22 protein-coding genes are annotated in these 21,735 nt (G+C 70.7%); 14 read left to right on the plus strand and 8 right to left on the minus strand.

The genetic code is table 11. The annotated features are described in order from the left end of the window. Positions 1-7 precede the first annotated feature (7 nt). The gene (glgP, locus tag AC07FN_RS32905; protein WP_478399126.1) at positions 8-2,560 is read right to left on the minus strand and encodes an alpha-glucan family phosphorylase; all 2,553 of its coding nucleotides are present in this window, start codon (positions 2,558-2,560) and stop codon (positions 8-10) included. Positions 2,561-2,648: 88 nt separating this feature from the next. Between glgP and AC07FN_RS32910 the strand changes: the two genes are divergently transcribed. Then, positions 2,649-3,896, plus strand: a complete 1,248-nt coding sequence (locus AC07FN_RS32910) for a neutral zinc metallopeptidase (RefSeq protein ID WP_478399127.1) — start codon at positions 2,649-2,651, stop codon at positions 3,894-3,896. On the opposite strand, the gene AC07FN_RS32915 is transcribed toward AC07FN_RS32910, so the two are convergent. Then, positions 3,897-4,274, minus strand: coding sequence for a winged helix-turn-helix transcriptional regulator (locus AC07FN_RS32915; protein ID WP_478399128.1), 378 nt, complete (start codon positions 4,272-4,274; stop codon positions 3,897-3,899). Positions 4,275-4,354: 80 nt separating this feature from the next. Between AC07FN_RS32915 and AC07FN_RS32920 the strand changes: the two genes are divergently transcribed. The 3 genes from AC07FN_RS32920 (at position 4,355) to AC07FN_RS32930 (ending at position 8,243) form a co-directional block, all read left to right on the plus strand. Next, entirely contained in the window at positions 4,355-5,809 is a 1,455-nt protein-coding gene (locus tag AC07FN_RS32920) for an MFS transporter (RefSeq protein WP_478399129.1), read from the plus strand. A gap of 211 nt (positions 5,810-6,020) precedes the next feature. Further along, complete coding sequence (locus tag AC07FN_RS32925) at positions 6,021-7,439, plus strand: neutral zinc metallopeptidase (protein ID WP_358582681.1); 1,419 nt, start codon at positions 6,021-6,023, stop codon at positions 7,437-7,439. Between the two features lie 90 nt (positions 7,440-7,529). Continuing rightward, on the plus strand, positions 7,530-8,243 hold the full coding sequence (locus AC07FN_RS32930; RefSeq protein ID WP_478399130.1) for a tyrosine-protein phosphatase: 714 nt from the start codon (positions 7,530-7,532) through the stop codon (positions 8,241-8,243). Between the two features lie 55 nt (positions 8,244-8,298). Here AC07FN_RS32930 and trxA read toward each other — a convergent pair whose 3' ends face one another. Further along, positions 8,299-9,222 carry a thioredoxin gene (trxA, locus tag AC07FN_RS32935; protein WP_478399146.1) on the minus strand — a complete coding sequence of 308 codons (924 nt, stop codon included), beginning with the start codon at positions 9,220-9,222 and terminating at the stop codon, positions 8,299-8,301. Positions 9,223-9,548: 326 nt separating this feature from the next. Here trxA and AC07FN_RS32940 point away from each other — a divergent pair, with 326 nt between their 5' ends. Continuing rightward, complete coding sequence (locus tag AC07FN_RS32940; protein ID WP_478399131.1) at positions 9,549-9,800, plus strand: hypothetical protein; 252 nt, start codon at positions 9,549-9,551, stop codon at positions 9,798-9,800. A 57-nt stretch (positions 9,801-9,857) separates the two neighbouring features. On the opposite strand, the gene AC07FN_RS32945 is transcribed toward AC07FN_RS32940, so the two are convergent. After that, the gene (locus AC07FN_RS32945; RefSeq protein ID WP_478399132.1) at positions 9,858-10,160 is read right to left on the minus strand and encodes an MTH1187 family thiamine-binding protein; all 303 of its coding nucleotides are present in this window, start codon (positions 10,158-10,160) and stop codon (positions 9,858-9,860) included. A gap of 140 nt (positions 10,161-10,300) precedes the next feature. On the opposite strand from AC07FN_RS32945, the gene AC07FN_RS32950 reads away from it, so the two are divergent. Next, positions 10,301-10,801: a MarR family winged helix-turn-helix transcriptional regulator gene (locus tag AC07FN_RS32950; RefSeq protein WP_478399133.1), complete on the plus strand. Its 501-nt coding sequence runs from the start codon at positions 10,301-10,303 to the stop codon at positions 10,799-10,801. Position 10,802: 1 nt separating this feature from the next. Here the strand turns inward: AC07FN_RS32950 and AC07FN_RS32955 are convergent, their stop codons facing one another. The 3 genes from AC07FN_RS32955 to AC07FN_RS32965 all read right to left on the minus strand — a co-directional run bounded on the left by AC07FN_RS32955 (position 10,803) and on the right by AC07FN_RS32965 (position 13,074). Continuing rightward, entirely contained in the window at positions 10,803-11,162 is a 360-nt protein-coding gene (locus tag AC07FN_RS32955) for a DUF3817 domain-containing protein (protein WP_478399134.1), read from the minus strand. A gap of 75 nt (positions 11,163-11,237) precedes the next feature. Next, positions 11,238-11,555: a divalent-cation tolerance protein CutA gene (gene cutA, locus AC07FN_RS32960; RefSeq protein WP_478399135.1), complete on the minus strand. Its 318-nt coding sequence runs from the start codon at positions 11,553-11,555 to the stop codon at positions 11,238-11,240. A gap of 112 nt (positions 11,556-11,667) precedes the next feature. Next, the gene (locus AC07FN_RS32965) at positions 11,668-13,074 is read right to left on the minus strand and encodes a glycoside hydrolase family 47 protein (RefSeq protein WP_478399136.1); all 1,407 of its coding nucleotides are present in this window, start codon (positions 13,072-13,074) and stop codon (positions 11,668-11,670) included. Positions 13,075-13,567: 493 nt separating this feature from the next. Here AC07FN_RS32965 and AC07FN_RS32970 point away from each other — a divergent pair, with 493 nt between their 5' ends. From AC07FN_RS32970 to AC07FN_RS33005, 8 genes are all read left to right on the plus strand, one after another. Beyond that, on the plus strand, positions 13,568-14,542 hold the full coding sequence (locus tag AC07FN_RS32970) for a LacI family DNA-binding transcriptional regulator (RefSeq protein WP_478399147.1): 975 nt from the start codon (positions 13,568-13,570) through the stop codon (positions 14,540-14,542). Then, a complete protein-coding gene (locus AC07FN_RS32975; RefSeq protein ID WP_478399137.1) occupies positions 14,539-15,585 on the plus strand; it encodes a class I mannose-6-phosphate isomerase in 1,047 nt (348 codons plus the stop codon). Before AC07FN_RS32970 ends, AC07FN_RS32975 begins: the two co-directional genes overlap by 4 nt. Further along, positions 15,582-16,346 carry an ATP-binding cassette domain-containing protein gene (locus AC07FN_RS32980; protein ID WP_478399138.1) on the plus strand — a complete coding sequence of 255 codons (765 nt, stop codon included), beginning with the start codon at positions 15,582-15,584 and terminating at the stop codon, positions 16,344-16,346. Before AC07FN_RS32975 ends, AC07FN_RS32980 begins: the two co-directional genes overlap by 4 nt. Then, positions 16,346-17,395, plus strand: a complete 1,050-nt coding sequence (locus AC07FN_RS32985; protein ID WP_478399139.1) for an ABC transporter permease — start codon at positions 16,346-16,348, stop codon at positions 17,393-17,395. Before AC07FN_RS32980 ends, AC07FN_RS32985 begins: the two co-directional genes overlap by 1 nt. 42 nt (positions 17,396-17,437) lie before the next feature. Next, positions 17,438-18,415: an ABC transporter substrate-binding protein gene (locus tag AC07FN_RS32990; protein ID WP_478399140.1), complete on the plus strand. Its 978-nt coding sequence runs from the start codon at positions 17,438-17,440 to the stop codon at positions 18,413-18,415. A 64-nt stretch (positions 18,416-18,479) separates the two neighbouring features. Beyond that, entirely contained in the window at positions 18,480-18,665 is a 186-nt protein-coding gene (locus AC07FN_RS32995; protein WP_478399141.1) for a hypothetical protein, read from the plus strand. 187 nt (positions 18,666-18,852) lie between these two features. Beyond that, positions 18,853-19,263 carry a TipAS antibiotic-recognition domain-containing protein gene (locus AC07FN_RS33000; RefSeq protein WP_358582715.1) on the plus strand — a complete coding sequence of 137 codons (411 nt, stop codon included), beginning with the start codon at positions 18,853-18,855 and terminating at the stop codon, positions 19,261-19,263. Positions 19,264-19,494: 231 nt separating this feature from the next. Beyond that, positions 19,495-20,814, plus strand: a complete 1,320-nt coding sequence (locus AC07FN_RS33005; RefSeq protein ID WP_478399142.1) for a DNA polymerase IV — start codon at positions 19,495-19,497, stop codon at positions 20,812-20,814. A 3-nt stretch (positions 20,815-20,817) separates the two neighbouring features. On the opposite strand, the gene AC07FN_RS33010 is transcribed toward AC07FN_RS33005, so the two are convergent. Beyond that, complete coding sequence (locus AC07FN_RS33010) at positions 20,818-21,567, minus strand: hypothetical protein (RefSeq protein ID WP_478399143.1); 750 nt, start codon at positions 21,565-21,567, stop codon at positions 20,818-20,820. Between the last annotated feature and the right edge of the window lie 168 nt (positions 21,568-21,735).

Here is a 21,735-nt window from a genome sequence, read left to right on the forward strand (position 1 = left end):
TCACGGGTCAGCCGGCCAGGACGACCTTGCCCAGCTCGGCCGGGCCGGACAGCAGCGGGTGCCGGGGCAGGACCCGAACGGTGTAGCCCGCAGGGCCGGCGTGCGGCAGGGTCACCGACGCCTCGTAGCGGCCGCCGTCCGCCGGGCGCATCGACGCGGTGACGAAGTCGTGCAGCACGTCGGAGTCGTCCACGCGCCCCACGACCACCTCGACGTCTACATCGGACGGATCGAGCCCGGCCAGGTCGACCCGTGCCCGCACCGTGACCTGCCCGCCGAGCAGCGGCGTGCCGCCGTCGTCGACGGACATCTCGGTGTCGCTGATCCGTACCCAGGTCCAGGCCGCCTGCAGCCGGGCGCGGTAGTCCGCGATCTCCCGCGCCCCGCGGTAGTCGTCCGCCGACACGGCCCGCACCGAACGGGCGGCCGGGGTGTAGTGGTTGTCGACGTACTCGCGGATCATCCGGGACGCCTGCACGCGCGGGCCCAGCGTCGCCAGGGTGTGGCGCACCATCGACATCCACTTGCCCGGCACCCCGTCGGTGTTGCGCTCGTAGAACATCGGGGCCACGTGGTCGGAGATCAGCTCGTACAGGGCGGCGGACTCCAGGTCGTCGCGCCGGTTCGGGTCGCTGACGCCGTCGGCGTTCGGGATCGCCCAGCCGTTGTGGCCGTCGAACATCTCGTCCCACCAGCCGTCCCGCACCGACAGGTTCAGGCCGCCGTTGAGCGCCGCCTTCATCCCCGAGGTGCCGCACGCCTCCAGCGGCCGCACGGGGTTGTTCAGCCACACGTCGCAACCCGACACCAGGTACTTGGCCAGCGACATGTCGTAGTCCGGCAGGAACACGATGCGGTGCCGCACGTCGGCCTGGTCGGCGAAGCGCACGATCCGCTGGATCATCGCCTTCCCGCCCTCGTCCGCCGGGTGCGACTTCCCCGCGACCACGATCTGCACCGGGCGTTCCGCGTCGAGCAGCAGCTCCCGCAGCCGCTCGGTGTCGCGCAGCATCAGCGTGGCCCGCTTGTAGGTCGGCACCCGGCGGGCGAAGCCGATGGTGAGCACGTCCGGGTCGAAAACCGTGTCGCACCACCCGAGTTCCAGGTCCGAGGCGCCGCGCCGCAGCCACGCGGCGCGCAGCCGCCTGCGCACCTCGTCGACCAGCCGCTGGCGCAGCGAGCAGCGCAGTTCCCACAGCAGCGAGTCGCTGACCGGCTCGATGCCGCGCAACCCGGCGCCGCTGTCCATTTCGGACTCACCGATCAGCTTGCCGAGTTCCCGCGCCGACCAGGTCGGGCCGTGCACCCCGTTGGTGACCGACCGGATCGGCACCTCCGCGACGCCGAAGCCCGGCCACAGGTTGCGGAACATCTTGCGGATGACCTCGCCGTGCAGCTCGGAGACGCCGTTGGCGCGCTGCGCGAGCCGCAGCCCCATGTGGGCCATGTTGAACATGCCCGGGTTGTCCTCGGCGCCCAGCGCGAGCACCCGATCCGTGGGCACACCGGGCAGCAGGGCCTGCGCCGAGCCGTCGCCGAAGTAGTGCCGGACCAGATCCACCGGGAAGCGGTCGATCCCGGCCGGGACCGGGGTGTGGGTGGTGAACACCGTCCCGGCCCGCACCGCGGCCACCGCCTGGTCGAACTGCAGCCCCGGGTCCTCCTGCAGCTCGCGGGCCCGCTCCAGGCCCAGGAACCCGGCGTGACCCTCGTTGGTGTGGAACACCTCGGGCTGCGGGTGTCCGGTCAGCTCGCAGTAGGCGCGGACCGCGCGCATGCCGCCGATGCCGGCCAGGATCTCCTGGCGGATCCGGTGCGCCGCGTCGCCGCCGTAGAGCCGGTCGGTGGTCTTGCGCAGGTCGTCTTCGTTCTCCGGCAGGTCGCTGTCCAGCAGCAGCAGCGGCACCCGGCCGACCTGCGCCTTCCAGATCCGCGCGTGCAGGGTGCGCCCGGCGGGCATCGCGACCCGTACCTGGACCGGCTTCCCGGACGGCTCGGTCAGCATCTCCAGTGGCAGGCCGCGCGGATCCAGCACCGGGTAGTGCTCGACCTGCCAGCCCTCCGCCGACAGCGACTGCCGGAAGTACCCGGACCGGTACAGCAGCCCGACACCGATCATCGGCACGCCGAGGTCGGAGGCCGACTTCAGGTGGTCGCCCGCCAGCACCCCGAGGCCGCCGGAGTAGTTCGGCAGGGCCTCGGTGAGGCCGAACTCCATCGAGAAGTAGGCGATCGAGGTGGGCAGCCCGGCGTCCTCGTCCTGCCGCTGCTGGTACCAGCGCGGCACCGCGAGGTATCGGCGCAGGTCGTCGTCGACGGCCCGGGTGCGCGCCAGGAAGTCCTGGTCGCCGGCCAGCTGCCGCAGCCGCTCGGCCGGCACCTCCGCGAGCAGCCGCAGCGGGTCCGCCCCCACCGCGGACCACACCTGCGGATCGACCGCGGCGAACAGGTCCTGGGTCGGCGGGTGCCAGGCCCAGCGGAGGTTGGTCGCCAGCGTGCCGAGCGCGCTCAGCTGCTCGGGCAGGTGGGCTCGCACGGTGAAGCGGTGGACTGCTCTCACAGCAGCGGACCATATCTCGGCACGCCGCGGCCCGTCCGCGGACGTGCCAGCGCAGCCCACGACCGCGACCGATGGGAAGCTTGGCGTCGTGCGCGGGATTGGACTGGTAGCGCTGGTGATCTTGGTGATCGCCGGCGGTTGCACTGCTGCACCGCCCGAACCGGCCCGTGTGGCCGATCACACGGTCGATCCGGCGTTCGTGCACGGCACCGACCACGGCGACGCCGACCGGCTCGCGGCCACAGCGGTCACCGACGTGCAGCGCTTCTGGGCCGCGCAGTACCCGGCGGTGTTCGGCAAGCCCTGGCGGGACCTGGACGGCGGGTTCTTCTCGGTCGACACCAACGGCACCGGCGCCCCGCCACCGTGCGCGACCGATGTGAAGGACGTCGAAGGCAACGCGTACTACTGCGCCACCGTCGATGCGATCGCCTGGGACCGCGCAGCGCTGCTTCCGGTGCTGCGGGAGCACTACGGCGACGCATCTGTCGTGGTGGTTCTCGCGCACGAGATCGGCCACGCGGTGCAGCAGCGCGCCGGGATGGATGTCGACGACGCCTCGGTGCGCCTCGAAGCGATGGCCGACTGCTACTCGGGTTCGTTCATCCGCTGGGTCGTCGACGGCTACGCCGAGCACTTGCGCATCGACCCGGAGCAGCTGGACCGGGCGATGCGCGCGATCGTCGTCTTCCGCGACCCGGCGAGCACGAGCAGCACCGCGGCGCACGGCACCGCCTTCGACCGCGTTTCGGCGTTCCAGAGCGGTTTCCGCGACGGCGCGCGACGCTGCGCCGACGTGATGGGAACGTCGCTGGCCTCGCCGGACCCGGACGATGCGAACAGACCGCTGGACGAAGCACTGCGCGCCGACCGGATTTCCGGCTACTTCGGCGATCTCGTCGCCCAGCGCGGCGGGCGCTGGACCGCGCCGGACGTCCGCTCGACGCCCGCATGTCCCGCAGCGACCGGCCCCGCCACGTTCTGCGCGCAGCCGCCCGCGATCGTCATCGATCGCGCGGCGATCACCGAACCGCACCGCAGGATCGGCGACCAAGCAGCCACGACGCTGCTCGCCTCGCGCTTCTCGCTAGCCGCGCTGACCGAACTCGGCCGCCCCACCACCGGACCCGCCGCGAGCACGCAGATCATGTGCCTCACCGGCGCATACACCGTCACGCAGCCGGGGCTGTCGCAAGGCGACCTCGACGAGGCCGTCGCGATCGTGCTCGAATCCGACGACGTCGCCCGCGACGCGCAGGGCACGAACTCCCTGACCGGATTCGCCCGGCTCGAAGCCTTCCGAACCGGCGCGCTCGGCGGCGCGACGGCCTGCTGATCAGGACCGGGCGTCGTAGTCGGCGCGCGCCCGGATGATCGCGGGCCGGTGGCGCTCGGCCCAACCCACCAAGCCGGCCAGCGTCTCGTGCAGCTCGCGCGCCATCGGCGTGAGCTCGTACTCGACCTTCGGCGGCACCGTCGGATGGACGGTCCGCACGAGCAGGCCGTCGCGCTCCAGCTTCCGCAGGTTCAGCGTGAGCATCCGCCGGCTGATGCCCTGGATGCTGCGCTCCAGCTCGGTGAACCGGACCGGGCCGTCCGCTGCGGCGACCAGGATCCCGATGCTCCACTTGCCCGCGACGTGATCCAGCACCTCGTTGATCGGGCACGCCTCGTGGTTGAGCCGGTCGGACACATCCGTGTGACTCCGTGACAAGAAAGTGCCTCCTTCCGCCCGCCGCAATGGTTACAGAAGATGACTCCGGTAACAAGTCGTGCACCTTTGGAGTTCTGCCCATGTTTCGACACCTCGCGGCGTCGCGCTGGTTCGCGCTGGCGGTGCTGTGCGCCGGGCAGCTGATGGTCATCCTCGACGGGACCATCGTGAACGTGGCGCTCCCGGCCGTCCAGGAAGACCTCGGGTTCTCGCCGTCCGGACTGACCTGGGTGGTCAACGCCTACCTGGTGCCCTTCGGCGGCCTGCTGCTGCTCGCCGGCCGGTTCGGCGACCTGCTCGGCAAGAAGCGCGTGTTCGTGGCGGGACTTGCGCTGTTCACCGCCGCCTCCCTGCTCTGCGGCCTGGCCCAGGACCCGGCGACGCTGCTCGTCGCGCGCTTCGTCCAGGGCGCCGGCGGAGCGGTGACCTCGGCGGTCACCCTCGGCATGGTCGTGACCCTGTTCCCCGGGCCCCGCGAACGGGCGAAGGCCATCGGCGTCTACAGCTTCGTCCAGTCCGCAGGCGGGTCGATCGGGCTCCTCGCCGGTGGCGTGCTGACGCAGGCCGTGGGCTGGCACTGGATCTTCATCGTCAACGTGCCGATCGGAATCGCGGCCACGCTGCTGGCAGGACGGGTCCTCGCGCCCGAAACCGGCGGCCGCGCCGCAGTCGACGTGCTGGGCGCGCTGCTGATCACCTCGGCGCTGATGCTCGGCGTCTACGCGATCATCGCAGCCGCGGACCGCGGCTGGGCCTCCGCGCACACCCTCGGCTGCGGAGCGGGAGCCGTCGCGCTGCTGGTGGCGTTCGTCGCACGGCAAGCGATCGCCGCCGAACCGCTGCTGCCGCTGCGCGTGTTCCGCCCGCGCAATGTTCGGGGCACTTTGAGCATCCAGGCGCTGTTGGTGGCCGGGATGTTCTCGTTCCAGTTCCTCAGCGTGCTCTACCTGCAACGCATCCTCGGCTTCGACGGGGTCCACACGGGCCTCGGGCTCTTCCCCATCTCGCTGACGATCGGCGTCCTCTCCCTCGGCGGTGCCCCCAAGCTGATCGGCCGCTTCGGCCCGCGCACCGTGCTGATCCCTGGGCTCGCGCTGATCGTCGCGGGTCTCGGACTGCTCGGCCGCGTCCCGGCCGATGGGGTGTACCTGGCGGACGTGCTGCCCGCGCTGATCCTGCTCGGCACCGGATTCGCCCTGGCGATGCCGTCGCTGGCGACCCTCGCCATGTCGGCGGCCACGCCCGAGGATTCCGGGGTGGCGTCGGGCATGTTCAACACGATGCAGCAGGTCGGCAGCGCCTTCGGCCTGGCAATCCTGAGCACGCTGGCGACGGCGCACACGAATGCGCTGCAGGCCACCGGCGAGCAGCCTGCGGAGGCGATCACCGGCGGCTACCGCTTGGCGTTCCTCGTCGGCGCGGCCTTCGTCGCGACCGCCCTGATCCTCGCCGTCACCGTCATCCGCTCCCGCCAGACCCCATCTGCAGCCCGAGAGCATGGGAACCTTCCTGTCACCGCCGACGACCGGGCGTGAGCATGGGAACCTTCCTGTCACCCCGCCCCTCCGCGATCCGGCGAGATCGCACGTGAGGTCGATCAGGTAACCGATAGGCTGCTCCGGCACCGGGTGGCACTGCCGCCGGCCCGGCGCAGGAGGACTTCGGCCAGCAGGATGGGGCGCGTCAGTGGTACCGGTATCGACAAGAAGCCGACGGCGAAAGCGGATCCTCGGCACCGCGGTCTCCGTGCTCGCGTGCGCGGCCCTGATCGGCGGGTGCTCGCGGCCGATCAGCGGCACCCCCACGACGCTCGGCGGCTACTCGACCACCGAGGTCGCCGGCCTGCCCGCCACCAACGGCCCTAGCGGTCCCAAGGAAGGTGCGCCGAGTTCGTCCCTGCCGGTCGAGGGCACCGACAACGGCGCGATGGACAAGCTCGCGCGCGACGCGGTCGCCGACATCGACGAGTACTGGAGCGAGACGTTCCCGAAGGCCTTCCCCGGCAAGCGCTTCGAGCCGGTCAAGCGGCTGGTGTCCTACGACTCGGGCGGTCCCGGGCTCCAGCTGTGCGGGCAGAACACGGCGGGAGTGGTCAACGCCTTCTACTGCCCGCCGGAGGACTCCATCGCGTGGGACCGGGGCACCCTGCTCCCCGAGCTGAACAACAGCTTCGGGCCGATGGCCGTGGTGACGGTGCTCGCGCACGAGATCGGGCACGCCGTGCAGCACCGCGCGAGCACGGCCACCTCGAACGACCAGGTGATCGTGCTGGAGCAGCAGGCGGACTGCTTCACCGGCGCGTACTTCCGGCACGTCGCCGAGGGTTCCTCGAAGTACTTCCAGGTTTCCACCGGGCAGGGCCTCAACGAGGTCATGGGCGTGCTGAACTTCATCCGCGACTCGCCGGGCGATTCCGACTTCCGCGACGGCAACGCGCACGGCTCCGCGTTCGACCGGGTCACGGCGTTCCAGTTCGGGTTCAGCGAGGGCCCGCAGCGCTGCGCCAAGATGGACTTCAACGACGTCCAGCGGCGCACGACGCTCTTCCAGGCGTGGAAGCCCATCCAGAAGGAGAACGCCAACCTCCCCGTGGACCAGCAAAGCCTCGACGCGGTGGAGAAGAGCCTGCGCACGGTGTTCCGCGACACCGGCGCCGAGCCGCCCAAGATCGTCGCGGGGCTGAAGCCGTGCGGCAGCCAGGAGGCCACATCACCGGCGTCGTACTGCCCCAGCACGAACACGATCTCGCTGGACATGGCGGCGTTGCAGAAGATCGGCCAACCGCCGAGCAAGAACGCGGATTCCACCGGCTACGGCGACTTCGCCGCATACGCCCAGGTCGCGTCCAGGTATGCGCTGTCGGTGCAGAAGGCCACGGGGCTGCCGCTGGACGACGAGGCCGCCGGCCTGCGCACCGCCTGCATGGTCGGTTCGTGGAGCGGGCTGCTGGTCGAGGACCCGTTCGGGCAGCGCAACCCCGTCGGCAGCCTGCGGATCGCGCCGGACGACATCGATGAGGGCGTGTCCGCGCTGCTCGGCGAGGACAGCCTGATCGCGGCGAACGTCAACGGCGATCAGGTGCCCGTCGGGTTCGCCCGGGTGGAGGCCTTCCGGGTCGGCGTCCAGGAAGGATTCGCCCCGTGCAGCACCAAGTACGGCGCGTGAGCTGACGGAACCGGCGGTGTCGTCCCGGATCGGGGCGACACCGCTTTTTCTTTGCGCACAACCCGAACCGGCCACGCACGTCCCACGGGTATGACGGAACGAGTTCTCGACTGGGAAGGCTTCCTGAACGCGCGGGATCTCGGCGGCCTCCGCGCCGACGAGGGCCGGACAATCCGCTGGGGAGCGGTGGTTCGCTCGGAAGGCCCGGCGGCCCTCACCGTGGCGGGGTGGTCTGGGCTCCAGCAGCACGGCATCCGCACGATCATCGACCTGACCGGAGACGACGAGCAGGGGCCGGACGCAGCACCGCGCCCGCCCGAGCTGACGACGGTGCACCTACCGCTGGACGACCACTCCGACACCGACTTCTGGGACCGGTGGGGCGGCGGAATCTCCTGCACGCCGCTGTACTACCGGGCATTCCTGGACCGGTTCCCGCGGCGCACCGCGGAGGTGTGCGGAGCGATCGCGCGCGCAGAACCGGGCGGCGTGCTGGTGCATTGCGGCGGCGGGCGAGACCGCACCGGCCTGATCGTGCTCGTGCTGCTCGCCCTGGTCGGCGCCGACCCAGCGGATATCGCCGATGACTACGCCCTCAGCCACGTCCGCCGCGCCGAGCAGTGCGCCAGGGTGGGCCTGGGCGACGACACACCGAAGATCGAAGAGCTCATCGCCGAGCACGGCACGACGGCGGGCGACCTCATCCGCGAGGCCGCGACCTCGCGGGACATGGCGGCATACCTGCGTTCCGGCGGTCTTCCCGACGCGGATGTGACCGCCTTGCGGGACAGGCTGCTCGACTAGGACGCGAAAGACCGGGCGCCGATTTCGCGTGAAATCGGCGCCCGGGAAACCCTGCTCAGAACAGGGCGCTGGCCAGCGCCCGGCGGGCCGCGGCGACCCGGTCGTCGCCCTCGGGGAAGACCTCGAACATCTCGATCAGGTGCCGGCGGATCCGGTCCCGGTCGTCGCCGGAGGTGCGCTTGATCGCGCGGATCAGCCGGTCGAAGCCCTCCGCCACCCGGCCGACGGCGACCTCCGCGTCCGCGGCGGCGAGCTGCGCGTCGATGTCGTCGGGGGCCGCGTCGGCCCGCTCGATCGCGGCCGGGTCGGCCTGTTCGGCGCGGGCGGTGAAGCGGACCTGCGCCAGCGCGGCCTTGGCCTGCTCGTTGTTCGGCTCGCTGTCGAGGATCTTCTGGTAGGCGGCCTCGGCGGCGGCGTAGTCACCGCTTTCCAGCGCGTCCTCGGCGGCGGTGAACCGCGGGTCCTCGGGCTCCTCGGCGACGGGCTCGACGCCCTCCTCGGCCGCGCGGATGCCGGGCAGCTGGTCGCGCAGGGCGTTCAGCAGCGAGTCGATCCACTGCCGGATCTGCGGTTCCGGCTGGGCGCCGGAGAAGGCGTCCACGGGCTGACCGCCGGCGATGGCGATCACCGTGGGCACCGACTGCACCTGGAAGAGCTGCGCGATGCGCGGGTTCGCGTCGACGTCCACCTTGGCCAGGACCCAGGCGCCGTTGCTCTCCTGCGCAAGCCGCTCCAGCACCGGCGACAGCTGCTTGCACGGTCCGCACCACGTCGCCCACAGGTCGACGACCACGGGCACCTGCAGCGACCGCTCGACGACCTCGGCCTGGAAGGTGGCCTCGGTGACATCGATGACCGCGGCGCCCGCGGGCGCCGCCGGGCTGTCGCCGTTGGCGGGCGCCTGGGCGGCCCGGGCGGTGGCGTCGGCCCGGTTCTTCAGGGCCGACAGGTCGACTGCGCCCGCCATCGCGGCGGACATCGCTGCTGCTTGCTGGCGTGGATCCGGCCTCGTCACGCCTCCATCCTGACATGTCCCGCCGGTCGCGTGGTCGCTGGGCGGCAGATCTTCCGCGGCCCGCGAAGCCGCACGTCCAGAACCGACACGCCGACGACGCCCGAGATCAAACCGAAGTAGTGAGGAAACGTCGCTCGAACAGGTGGCGAAGCGGGTTCACCCCTAAGGCTTGGCGGCTTTGAACACCGAAGTGGAAACCGAGCCCGCGAGTGACGGTTGTTTTCTCACGGGTCTGCGGGGCCTCCGTTTGGGGGACCTTCAGTCAGTAGTTCAACGAGAGGTACGAAACAGTGCGTATTGCTACCCGTGTTGCCGGCGTCGCCGGTGCCGCCGCCCTCGGTGTCCTGACCCTCGGCACCGCCGCGTTCGCGGACAGCGCCGACAACGACGGCATCAACGCGGTCAACGACAACAACGTCAGCGCCGTCCCGGTGCAGCTGTGCGGCAACAACGTTGCCGTCATCGGCGCCGTGGTCCCGATCCTGTCGCCGCAGGCCAACACCTGCGTCAACGCGCCGGTCGTGGACCACCCGAAGGGCTGACGCAATCAAGCGCGGAACCGGGGGCGGCTGCGAGCCGCCCCCGGTCTTTTGCTGCGTCTACTCCCCGCGCAGGTGCTCCTCGACCCGCCGCACCTTCGAATGCAGCTGGTCGGTGTGCCCCGGCCGGATGTCCGCCTTGAGCACGAGGCTGGTGCGCGGCGCGTTCGCCGAGGCCGCCTCGGTGGCCCGCTTCACGACGTCCATCACCTCGTCCCACTCGCCCTCGATCGTGGTGAACATCGAGGTCGTCTCGTGCGGCAGCCCGGACTCCCGCACCACCTTCACCGCGGCGGCGACCGCCTGGCTGACACTGTCGCTGTCCCCGGCCCCGCTCGGGGCCACGCTGAACGCAACTAGCACGTCTGCTCCTCCATTCCGGACCGGCGGCGTGGTCCGCCGGTCACCACGATCATGCTCGGCAGCGGCCCGGTCCTCCTGATTTCGCCCTACCCGCACCACAGCCACCAACTCATCGGTAACCGCTGCTAGCGTCGAACACCATGAGCACCCGTAGTCCACTGCCCTTCGACCCAATCGCTCGCGCGGCCGAGATCTGGGCCGACCGGGTAGGCCCGTCGACGACGATGGCCGCGGTGACAAGCGTGATGCGGGTCCAGCAGATCCTGCAATCCGCAGTCGACGGTGCGCTGCGATCGCACAACCTGACGTTCGCCCGGTACGAGGCGCTGGTGCTGCTGAGCTTCTCGCGGCGCGGCAGCCTCCCGATGCGCGTCATGGGCGACCGGCTGCAACTGCACCCGACCAGCGTCACCAACATCGTCGACCGGCTGGAGCAGGACGGCCTGGTCCGGCGGGTGCCGCACCCCACGGACCGGCGCACGACCCTGGTGGAGATCACCGAGGACGGCCTGGACCTGATGAAGAAGGCGACCGAGTCGGTCACGGAGATCGACTTCGGCCTGCGCGGCATCACCGAGCGGCAGACCCAGCAGCTCACCGAGCTGCTCGGCAAGGTGCGGCACGCCGCAGGGGACTTCTGAGTCAGTTCAGCTCGCGCAGCGCGTAGCGAACGCGGCCCCAGAACGTCGGCACGTCGGAGTCCGATTCGGTCAGCAGCCCGCGCCGGTTCGCCCAGCGCTCGAACCACACCGACGCCAGCGGCGGGATCGACGCCACCAGCGCCAGCACCAGCACCCCGAACCGCCACCGCAGCGGGCTGAACACGACGAGGCAGGTCACCACGTAGGCGGTGAAGACCAGCCCGTGGACCCAGCCCATGACCGTCACGCCCAGCGGCTGCTGAAAGCCGTACTTGAACGCCATCGCCACCAGCAGACCGACCCACGAGAACGCCTCGGCGATCGCAACCGCCCGGAACCACCCGGCATACGTACGCGGCACGTCAAACCCACTTCCGCTCCAACGGCACTCCCTGCGAGTGTGCCGGGTGTCGCCGATCACACCGATGCCGGTCCGCTACGGGTGGGTCTGGTCGTCGACCCAGGCCAGGTAGGCGGGGTTGCCGCCGACGATCGGGGTGGCGATGATCTCCGGCACGTCGTAGCCGTGGTTGGCCATGAGGTGGTCGACGAGTTCCGGGAGCCGCCCGGTCGAGGTCTTGATCTGCAGCTGCCACTCGGCGTCGTCCTGGGCGGCGCCCTCCCACACGTAGAAGCTGCGGATCGGCACGACCTGAACGCAAGCCCCCAGCCGCGCCTCGACGACGCCGCGGGCCAGCTCGGCGGCCGCCTGCTCGGAGTCCGTGGTGGTCACGACCTGCACATGATCAGCCATGCGCCCAGCGTAGCCAGCAGCCCGCGGCGGGGACCGGTGACAGGAAGGTTCCCATGCTCCACTCCTGCCGGCGTCCGGCTGAGAGCATGGGAACTTTCCTGTCATCCCTGCGTCAGCGGCGGGCTCCGCGGAGGACGTTCGCTTCGGTGCTCAGGTAGTTGTTCCGGTAGTCGAAGCGCGGGGTGCCGGAGAAGAGCAGCCAGTAGTACTTCATCTGCTCGGACCACCAGTAGCCCGGGCAGGTGTCCTCTTGCGACGGCGGCTTCGCCGTGACGTCGGCGAGAGCGGCGAAGCCGTACTTCGTCTTCGACGTCTTCACCATGTGATCGAAGTGGACGTTCGCGCGTTCGCGGAAGACCTCGTCGCCGGTTTCCAGCCAGAGCATGAGAGCCGAGTCGGCGAACTCGGGGCGCAACGCGTTGCTCCGGTCGCTCGCCGACATCGTCGAGTAGTCCACAGAGGTCGGGATCACCCCGAACTCGTCCTGCACCGTGTTGAACGCGTCGTGGTAGGCGCGCCCCTCGGCAACGCGGCCGGATTCGCCGAGCAGGCCGGCGTAGAACGAGGCGAGCACGCTCTGCTCGCGGCTGAGGACTTCCCCGGTGAACGCGTCGACCTGCGGGAACCACAGCATGTTCTGGTGGCGTTCGGCCTGGTGGGCGAGGATCGCGTCGATGAGCGCGTCGTACCACTGGCGGAGTTCTTCGTCGCCGAACAGCGCGTAGCCGTCCCAGAGGTACTCGTAGTAGGAGTCTCCCGGCGGGCCGACGGTGGCCTGGCGGTTCCGCCACTCGCCGGTTTCGGCGTGGATGTCGTGCGGCAGCAGGCCGAGTTCGGTCCGCTTGTCGTAGACGACCCGCATGGCCTGCTTGGCGAGGTCGAAGTAGCGCCGGTCGCCGGTCCACTCCGAGAGGATCCCGAACTCGGCGACGTAGGTGCCGACCTCGACGATGTTGGTCTCCGGCCGGCTGACCGCGCCGGTCGCCAGGTTCACGTAGCGGTAGGGCAGGCCGGTCGGGGATTCGGTGAAGGCCGGGAGCAGCCGGTCCGCCACGTCGACGGCCAGCTCCAGCAGCCGCTGCTCACCGGTGCAGTGGTACGCGGCGGCGAGCCCGCCGACCATCCGGATGTTGGTCTCGAACACCTGGAACGGCGCATCGACGTCAAAGCTCAGGTTCTCCTTGATCCACTGCACGGCGCGCTCGACTTCGGAGTCGGCTTCCATCAGCCACAACGTGTCGATCGCCTCGACGAGGCTCAGCCCGATGGAGTGGCCCTCGACGAAGAAGTCCTCCCGGCCGCCGGAGATCGGCTTGATGTGATCGGCGCCCATGGCCCGCTCGACGTAGTGCTGCCACGCCCACAGGAATTCGCGGCGGACGGCCTCGGCGACCGGCTTCCAGTCCCGCCGGGCCGGTGCCCCCGACGCCACCGCCGGCGACGCGGCCAACAGCCCGCCGGCAACGGCCGCGCCACCGAACAAACGCAGCGCGGATCTCCTGGGGATGCTTCGGGGCATCGCCGTCTCCTCACTGGACAACCTTGTCAAGCCGGGCCGGTTCACCGTCGTCGGAGACGCTGCGGAGGTCAATGCGGATCGCCGTTCTTGTCCGGTTTCGACACCGCGGCGCGGCGTTCGGCCGCGCCGAATACCGCCGCCCGACGACTTGACCCGCGCGGCCGCGACAACGCCCCGGCGGCCCGGGTTCCGGCTGCGAGCATGGGAACTTTCCTGTCACCCCGGGCCGGAAAACCGCAGGATGGGAACCTTCCTGTCATCGATCGGCCGGGCCGGCGGGTCGCGCGGGCCGGGGATCGGCGGACGCGAGGATGGGAACCTTCCTGTCACCCCGCCCCGGAACGCGGGGGCCGGGTTGGGCCGATCAGCGGATGCCGTGGGGCCAGGCGTAGTCAGATCCGGGTGACGGCATTGACAGGCGGCGAAGGGCTGCGATCCAATGCCGCCCATCATGACAACGTTGTCTGAGTCCGGGAACGTCCGGCGCGCCACGATGAACGACGTGGCGCGGCTGGCGGGCGTGAGCATCAAGACCGTTTCGCGGGTCGTCAACGCCGAGAGCGGCGTCCATCCGGCGACCGCGGAGCGGGTGCTGGCCGCCATCGACCAGCTCGGGTTCCGCCGCAACCTCAGCGCCCGCAACCTCCGCCGCGGCACCGGGACCGGCACGCTGGGCCTGGTCCTGGAAGACCTGGCGAACCCGTTCTACTCGATGCTGACCCGCGCGGTCGAGGAAATCGCGCGGGTGCAGGGCAAGCAGGTGCTGACCGGTTCGTCCGATGAGGACCCCGCGCGGGAACGCGAGCTGGTGCTGGAGTTCTGCGCGCGCCGCGTCGACGGGCTGATCGTGGTTCCCGCCGGTCACCAGCACGGGTACATCGCGCACGAGATCAACGCCGGGACGCCGGTGGTGTTCGTGGACCGGCCGCCGGGCAACCTCGACGCCGACACCGTGCTGATCGACAACGCCGGCGGCACCGCGCTCGCCGCCCGCCACCTGGCCGAGCACGGGCACCGCGAGATCGCTTTCCTCGGCGACGCTCCGGAGATCCACACGGCCGCCGAGCGGCTGCGCGGTTTCCGGGAAGGCTGCGCGCAGGCCGGTGTGCCGTTCTCCTCCGACCTGGTCCTGATGGGCCCGCACACCGACGAGTCGGTGGCGCAGGCGCTGCGTTCCACGCTGCAGCGCGCGACCGCGCTGGTGACCGGCAACAACCGGATCACCGTGCACGCGCTGCGCGCGCTGGCCGGTCGACCCCGTCGGCCGGCGCTCGTCGGCTTCGACGACTTCGAGCTCGCCGACCTCCTCGACCCGCCGATCAGCGTGGTCACCCACGACACCTGGGCGCTGGGCCGGTCGGCGGCAGAACTGCTGTTCGCGCGGCTGGACGGCGACCGCACGCCGCCATGTCGCCTGGTCGTTCCCACTCGGCTGCTCGCCAGAGGTTCCGGAGAGGTATCACGTTGAGTTCTGTCCACAATGATCAGGCCGGCCCGGCGGTGCCGATCGCCCTGCCGGCCAACCAGCCCCGCCAGTTCTACCGGGGCGGTGCGTCGATCGCCGCGCTGCGCGGCTCGGACGACCGCGAATTCGGCCCGGAGGACTGGGTCGCGTCCACCACGACGCGGTTCGGCCAGGCCGAGTCGGGCCTGTCCCGCCTGCCGGACGGGCGTTTGCTGCGCGACGCGGTGACCTCCGAACCCGAGCGGTGGCTGGGCGCCGAGCACGTGGCCGCCTTCGGCGACAGCACCGCGCTGCTGGTCAAGCTCCTGGACGCGGGGCAGCGGCTGCCGGTGCACTGCCATCCCTCGGACGCCTTCGCCCAGCAGCACCTCGGTTCCCGGTTCGGCAAGACCGAGGCGTGGATCGTGGTCGGCACCTCCGGCGCGAACCCGGTGGTGTACCTGGGTTTCCGCGAAGACGTCGCGCCGGAGACGGTCGCCCATTGGGTGGCCACGCAGGATTCGTCGGCGATGCTCGGTTCGCTCAACGAGATCCCGGTCCGGCCCGGCGACACCGTGCACGTCCCCGCGGGCACCCCGCACGCCATCGGCGAAGGCGTGTTCATCGTCGAGCTGCAGCAGCCGACGGACTTCTCGATCACGTTGGAATGGCAGGGTTTCCTGGCCGATGCCGAGGGCGCGTTCCTCGGCATGGACCGGCAGACCGCGCTCGAAACGGTCAACCGCGCCGGTTTCGGCGATGCGGCGCTGGACTCGCTGATCAAGCGCACCGCGGACCGGTCCGAGCCCCGCGTCCCGCTGCTGGCCGACGACGCGGCACCCTTCTTCCGCGCCGAGCGCCTGCACGGTGGCGTCGAGCTTGAGCCGTCGTTCGGCGTGCTCATCGCGCTGGACGGCAGCGGGAAGTTGCGCACGGACGGCGGTGCCGAACTGCCGCTGCACCGCGGCAGCACCGCCGTGATCCCGCATTCCGCCGGGGCCGCTCAACTCGTCGGGGACGTCACCGTGGTGCACTGCCGCCCGCCGGCCGCCGGGAGCCCGAGATGACCGAACCGCTCTTGGAAGCCCGCAACCTGGTCAAGCGCTACGGCAGCGTGCAGGCGCTGCGCGGCGCGTCGTTCACCGTGCACCCGGGTGAGGTCGTCGCGCTCATCGGCGACAACGGCGCCGGCAAGTCGACGCTGGTGAAATGCCTTTCGGGCGTCGAGCAGCCGGATTCGGGGCAGATCCTGGTCGGCGGCAAGCCGGTGACGCTCGACTCCCCAGCCGCCGCCCGGTCGCACGGCATCGAGACCGCCTACCAGGACCTCGCGGTGGCGCCGGACCTCGACCCCGCCGCGAACCTGTTCCTGGGTCGGGAGATCCGGCGGCCCGGGCTGCTCGGCCGGCTCGGCATGCTGGACAAGGCGAAGATGCGCGAGCAGGCCGCCGAGCAGTTCGCGAAGTTCGGGGTGTCGCTGCAAGACCTGTCGGTGCCGATCGGCTCGCTGTCCGGTGGGCAGCGGCAGAGCGTCGCGGTCGCGCGCTCGGTCACCTGGGCGGACAAGCTCGTGTTCATGGACGAGCCCACCGCCGCGCTGGGCGTCGTGCAGCGCGAACGCGTGCTGGAGGTGATCCGACGGGTTCGCGACACCGGTATCTCGGTGGTGCTGATCAGCCACAACATGCCGGAGGTGCTGTCGGTCGCGGATCGGGTCGAGGTGTTGCGCCTCGGCAGCCGGGTGGCGCGGTTCAGCGCCGCCGAGGCGACCCTGGAGGACCTGGTCGGCGCCATGACCGGTGCACTGTCGCAGGAGGACGCGAGCTGATGGCCACCCAGCAGGAAACACCCGAGTCCACTGCGGAAGAGAAGGCGCCGGCCCCGGCGAAGGGGTTCGGCGCACGGCTGGCCTCCTCGAACACGCTGTGGACCGGCCTGGTGCTCATCGTCCTGTGCGTGCTGTTCAGCGTGCTCCGCCCGGACGCCTTCCCCACCCTGTTCAACGTCCAGAACCTGCTGGTGCAGGCGGCGCCGCTGCTGATGCTCGCGGTCGGCATGACATTCGTGATCATCACCTCCGGCATCGACCTGTCGGTGGGATCGGTGCTGGTGTTCTCCGGCGTCGTGTCGGCGATGACCATGGAATGGCTCAGCGGCGGCGACGCGACGAACGCCGGCTGGGGCGTGATCGCGATCGGCCTGCTGGTCGCGCTCGTCGGCGGCGCGCTGTGGGGCCTGCTGAACGGGTTGCTCGTCGCCGTCGCCCGGGTCCCGGCGCTGATCGTCACGCTCGGCTCGTTCGGCGCGGCACTCGGTGCCGCGCAGCTGCTCACCAACGGCATCGACGTGCGCACGGTGCCCAGCGCGCTGCGCAAGACCCTCGGCACCGGGACGTCGTTCGTGGTGGTCCCGAACCTGGTGATCCTCGCGGCGGTGATCACGCTGCTGGCGCTGTGGCTGCTGCACACCACGGTCTTCGGTCGCTACACCTACGCGATCGGCTCGAACGCCGAAGCCGCCCGCCGCAGCGGGATCAAAGTCACCCGGCACCTGGTCACCGTCTACGCCCTCACCGGGGTGCTGGCCGGGCTGGCCGGGTTCATGTCGCTGGCCTACTTCGGCACCACCACGATCAGCGGGCACAGCAACGACAACCTGAACGCGATCGCGGCCGTTGTGCTGGGCGGGACCAGCCTGTTCGGCGGCATCGGCACGGTGCTCGGCAGCGTCATCGGCGTGTTCATCCCAGCGGTGCTCGACGCCGGATTCGTGATGACCGGGGTGCGGCCGTTCTGGCAACCGATCGCGGTCGGCGCGGTCCTGGTCGCCGCGGTCTGGCTGGACCAGCGCAGGCGGCGGGCGCGCAACAACCGCTGACACTCGATCTTCGGCACAACGGCGTGTGGAGGTAAATCGCTGATGAGAACGCACAAAACCGCGCTGGCGCTGGGTGCGGCGCTGCTGCTGGCCGGCTGCGGGTCCGGCCAGATCGGTGACACCAGCAGCGGGCAGACCGATCCCAGCAACAAGAACCTCGCCCTGATCACCGGGATGCGCGGCGAACCGTTCTACGTGTCCATCGAATGCGCGGCGCAGCAGGAGGCGGGCGCGCAGGGCTACCAGCTGAACTCGCAGGCCCCGGAGAAGTTCGAGCAGGCCGAGCAGTCGCAGATCCTGGGCGGCATCGTCAGCACCAAGCCCGGCGCGGTGATCATCGCGCCCACCGACGACAAGGCGCTGGCCGCACCGTTGCAGCAGGCCAAGAACAACGGCATCCAGGTCGTCGAGGTCGACACCGCGCTGGAGGACCGGTCCATCTCGGTCACCTCGCTGTCATCGGACAACTACGCGGGCGGCCGACTGGCCGCGCAAACTCTGGCGCAGCTGGTCGGTGACAAGCCGGGGTCAGTGCTGGCGCTGAACACGAAGGCGGGCACCTCGACCACCGACGCCCGGGCCAAGGGCTTCGAGGAGGAGATCGCCAAGCACCCGAACCTGAAGCTGCTGCCCACCCAGTACACCGAGAACGAGGCGGCGACCGCCGCGCAGATCGTGTCGGCGACGCTGGCCGCGAACCCCGACCTGGTCGGCGTGTTCGGCACCAACCTCAACACCGGCGAAGGCGCCGCCACCGCGCTGTTCAACGCCGGCAAGTCCGGGCAGGTGCAGCTGGTCGGGTTCGACGCCAGTCCGAAGCAGGTGGACGACCTGCGCAACGGCCGGGTCCAGGCGCTGATCGCGCAGAACCCCGGCAAGATCGGGCAGGAAGGCGTCAAGCGCGCCATCGCGGCGATCAAGGGCCAGCCGGTCGAACGGGAGACCAAGACCGAGATGATCGCCATCACCAAGGACAACATCGACCAGCAGGCGCGGTACTTCTACAAAGCCCACTGCTGATCGCGCGTGCCGGGGCCGGCGTCATCGCACCGGCCCCGGTACGGCGCCGGGCTACCTTGGGTGCATGGGCAAATACGGCGAACTCTTCCCCGGCCGGAAGCTCCAGCACGAAGGCGACCAGACCGGCATCTCGCGAGGGCACGACCCCGGCGGGCCGCTGGACCTGGAAAGCGGTGTGGTGTTCCTCGCTCCGCCCGAACGGTCCGCGGCCGACGAGCAGGACGACGACGCTGGTCCGGAAGCCGGCTGAGCGCCGCGGCACCGGGTCGGGGCATCACAGGCTGGTAGCGGATCGCCACAATCACACGCAGCGTCCACTTCGCTCCGTTAATGTGCCACGGGCAGGTGATCAGGGCCGTGATCACCCGCAATGTCGATCACGATCCGTGCTTGATCGTCATGCGCCGTGCCCGCACATCAGGGGAGGAAGGAACGCCGTGCAGCCGTTTGGGAGCCCCGGTCTCGATCAGGCCGAAGCCGTCGAGGACGGCACCGCCCTGATCGGAAACCTCACCCCCGCCGGAGCCAACGGCCCCATCGCCCCGGAGCAGCGCAAAGCGCTCGCGCAGCGCATCGGGGCGGACTGGAACCGGATCAGCTCGGCCGTCGCCGAACTGTTCGCCACCGGCGTCCCCGAGAACGACCCCCGCACCCAGCAGGTGATCCACGAGCACTACCGCTGGCTCTGCCACTTCTGGACCCCGGACCGGTCCTCCTACCTGCGGCTGGCGGAGATGTACGTGAACCAGCCGAAGTTCCGCCGCCGCATCGAGCGCCGGAAGCCGAAGGGCATGGCCGACTACATGCGCGATGCGATGATCACATACGCGTGGGCGAAGCTGCGCTGACCGGCCGCCGGGCGGCGCGAGGTGACAGGAAAGTTCCCATGCACGCACCCCGGCTCGCGGTGACAGGAAAGTTCCCTTGCTCGCTCCCGCACGGCCGGAAGTGACAGGAAGGTTCCCATCCTCTCGCCCGGTCGCGGAGGTCAGCGGCCTGCGGTGACAGGAAAGTTCCCTTGCTCTCACCTCGCCCGGCCGCGGCGGCGGCTGTCAGAGGCATCCCGTTGAATGACGGTCATGCCGAGGTGGGTGCTGCACATGGACATGGATGCGTTCTTCGCATCCGTGGAGCAGCTGACCCGCCCCACGGTCGGCGGGCGCCCGGTGCTCGTCGGCGGCCTCGGCCCGCGCGGCACCGTCGCCGGCGCCAGCTACGAGGCCCGGGAGTACGGCGCGCGGTCCGCGATGTCGATGGCCGAGGCGCGCCGCCGCTGCCCCGTCGCGGTGGTGCTCCCGCCGCGGTTCCGCGTCTACCAGGCGGTGAGCAAACGCGTGCTCGGCATCGTCCGGGAGGTTTCGGACGTCGTCGAGCAGGTCTCGGTCGACGAGGCGTTCCTGGAACCCACCGAGCTCGCCGGGGCCACCACGGCGCAGGTCGAGGACTTCGCCACGCGGCTGCGCGCGCGGGTGCACCGCGAGGTCGGCGTGACGGCGTCGATCGGCGCGGGTGCCGGTAAGCAGCTCGCCAAGATCGCCTCGGGACTGGCCAAGCCGGACGGCATGCTCGTGGTGCCGCCGGAGCAGCAGCTGGAACTGCTGTCGGGGCTGCCGGTGCGCAAGATGTGGGGCATCGGGCCGGTGACGGAGTCGAAGCTGCACCGCATCGGCGTCCAGACGATCGGCGAGCTCGCCGCGCTGCGCCCCAACGACGTGACGTCGCTGCTCGGGCAGGCGCACGGCACCGAGCTGCACCGCCTCGCGCACGGCATCGACGAGCATCCGGTTGCCGAGCGCGCCGAAGCGAAGCAGGTCAGCGCCGAGACGACGTTCGACGTCGACATCACCGACCAGGCGAAGCTACAGGCCGAGGTGACCGGGATGGCCGAGTCGGCGCATCGCCGGTTGGTGTCGTCGGGGCGCGCCGCGCGCACCGTGACGATCAAGGTCCGGGACTCCGACTTCACCACGATCAGCCGCGCGGAGACGTTCTCGTCGGCGACCAGCGATCTCGGTGCGCTCGCTGCGGCGGCGCGGCGGCTGCTGCCCGTCGCAGTCCCGCCGGGCACGCCGATCCGGCTGGTCGGCGTCTCCTACTCGGGATTGGCGACCTCGGAGCAGGAGCCGCTGTTCGATAACCCCGCCGACCAGCAGGAATCCCCGGCGCCCGCCGCCCTGCCCGTCCCCGAACCGAGCCCGGAGCCGTCGACCCGGCACTGGCGGGCGGGTGACGACGTTCAGCACAGCGAGTTCGGGCACGGCTGGGTGCAGGGCGCCGGGCACGGTCGCGTCACCGTCCGGTTCGAGACCGCCACCAGCGGCCGCGGGGTGGCCCGCACCTTCGCCGTCGACGCTCCGGAGCTGACCTCGGCGGACCCGATCGACAGCCTCGGCTGGTAGCCGTCAGGCCTGCGGCGGCGGGAGCTCCCGCTTGTACCGGCCGATCCACTTCTGCGGGGCGACCGTCTGCACCGCGCCTTCCAGCTCCTTCGGCAGCCTGCTGATCGGCGGCAGGTGGAACCGGTAGCGCTCGCCGGGCAGCCCCGGCATCGACGGCTGCTCCTCCACCCGCCAGCGGTCCAGCTCCGGGTGCCGCGCCGCGAAGCCCGGATCCGCGGGGTAGAGCTCCAGCGCGTGGCGGCGCTCCGGCGCGACCGGGCGGCGGTGCTGGATCCACGGCAGCGTGCCGACCCCGACGGCCTTGATCTCGTCCCACGTGACGCCGTACACCTCGCCGCGGGTGCGGGCGTAGAAGCCGCTGCGGTCGAGCAGGAAACCGCGGCTGTTGAACATGCCCCGCGAGGCGGTGAGGAACCAGAGGAAGATCACGCCGAAGACGAGCTGCCAGATCCACAAGCCGACGCTGTTGCCGTTGTTGACCAGCGCCGCGGCGACCAGCACGGTGAGCAGCCCGCTGATGCCGCCACCGATGAGCAGCGCCTTGAAGCTGCTGGCGCTGACGTCGACGTCGTGCGCGTCCGCGCTCAGCAGCGTCGGGCGGTGCCCGCCGCCGGGCTGCACCCGGGTGGCGGGCTCGGCGGCTCCGGCCGGATCCGAGGTGTAACGGGCGGTGTTGCGGGGACGTGCCGGGACGGTCGCCCGTTCCTGCTCGACCCGGTCGGCCCGTTGCCATCCCCCTGGAAGCCACTTCATGCCGTCCAGGGTAGCCACGCCGGAGCCAGTCGATCACCGACGGTGCGGGATCTCCGGGTAGATCTCGGGGTCAGCCGGGGTCAGGCTGTCGGTACGCGGAGGATCAGGGCGTCACCCTGCCCACCACCACCGCACAACGCCGCCGCACCAACCCCACCACCACGACGC

It is taken from the genome of Saccharopolyspora sp. NPDC045941, from assembly GCF_056431445.1.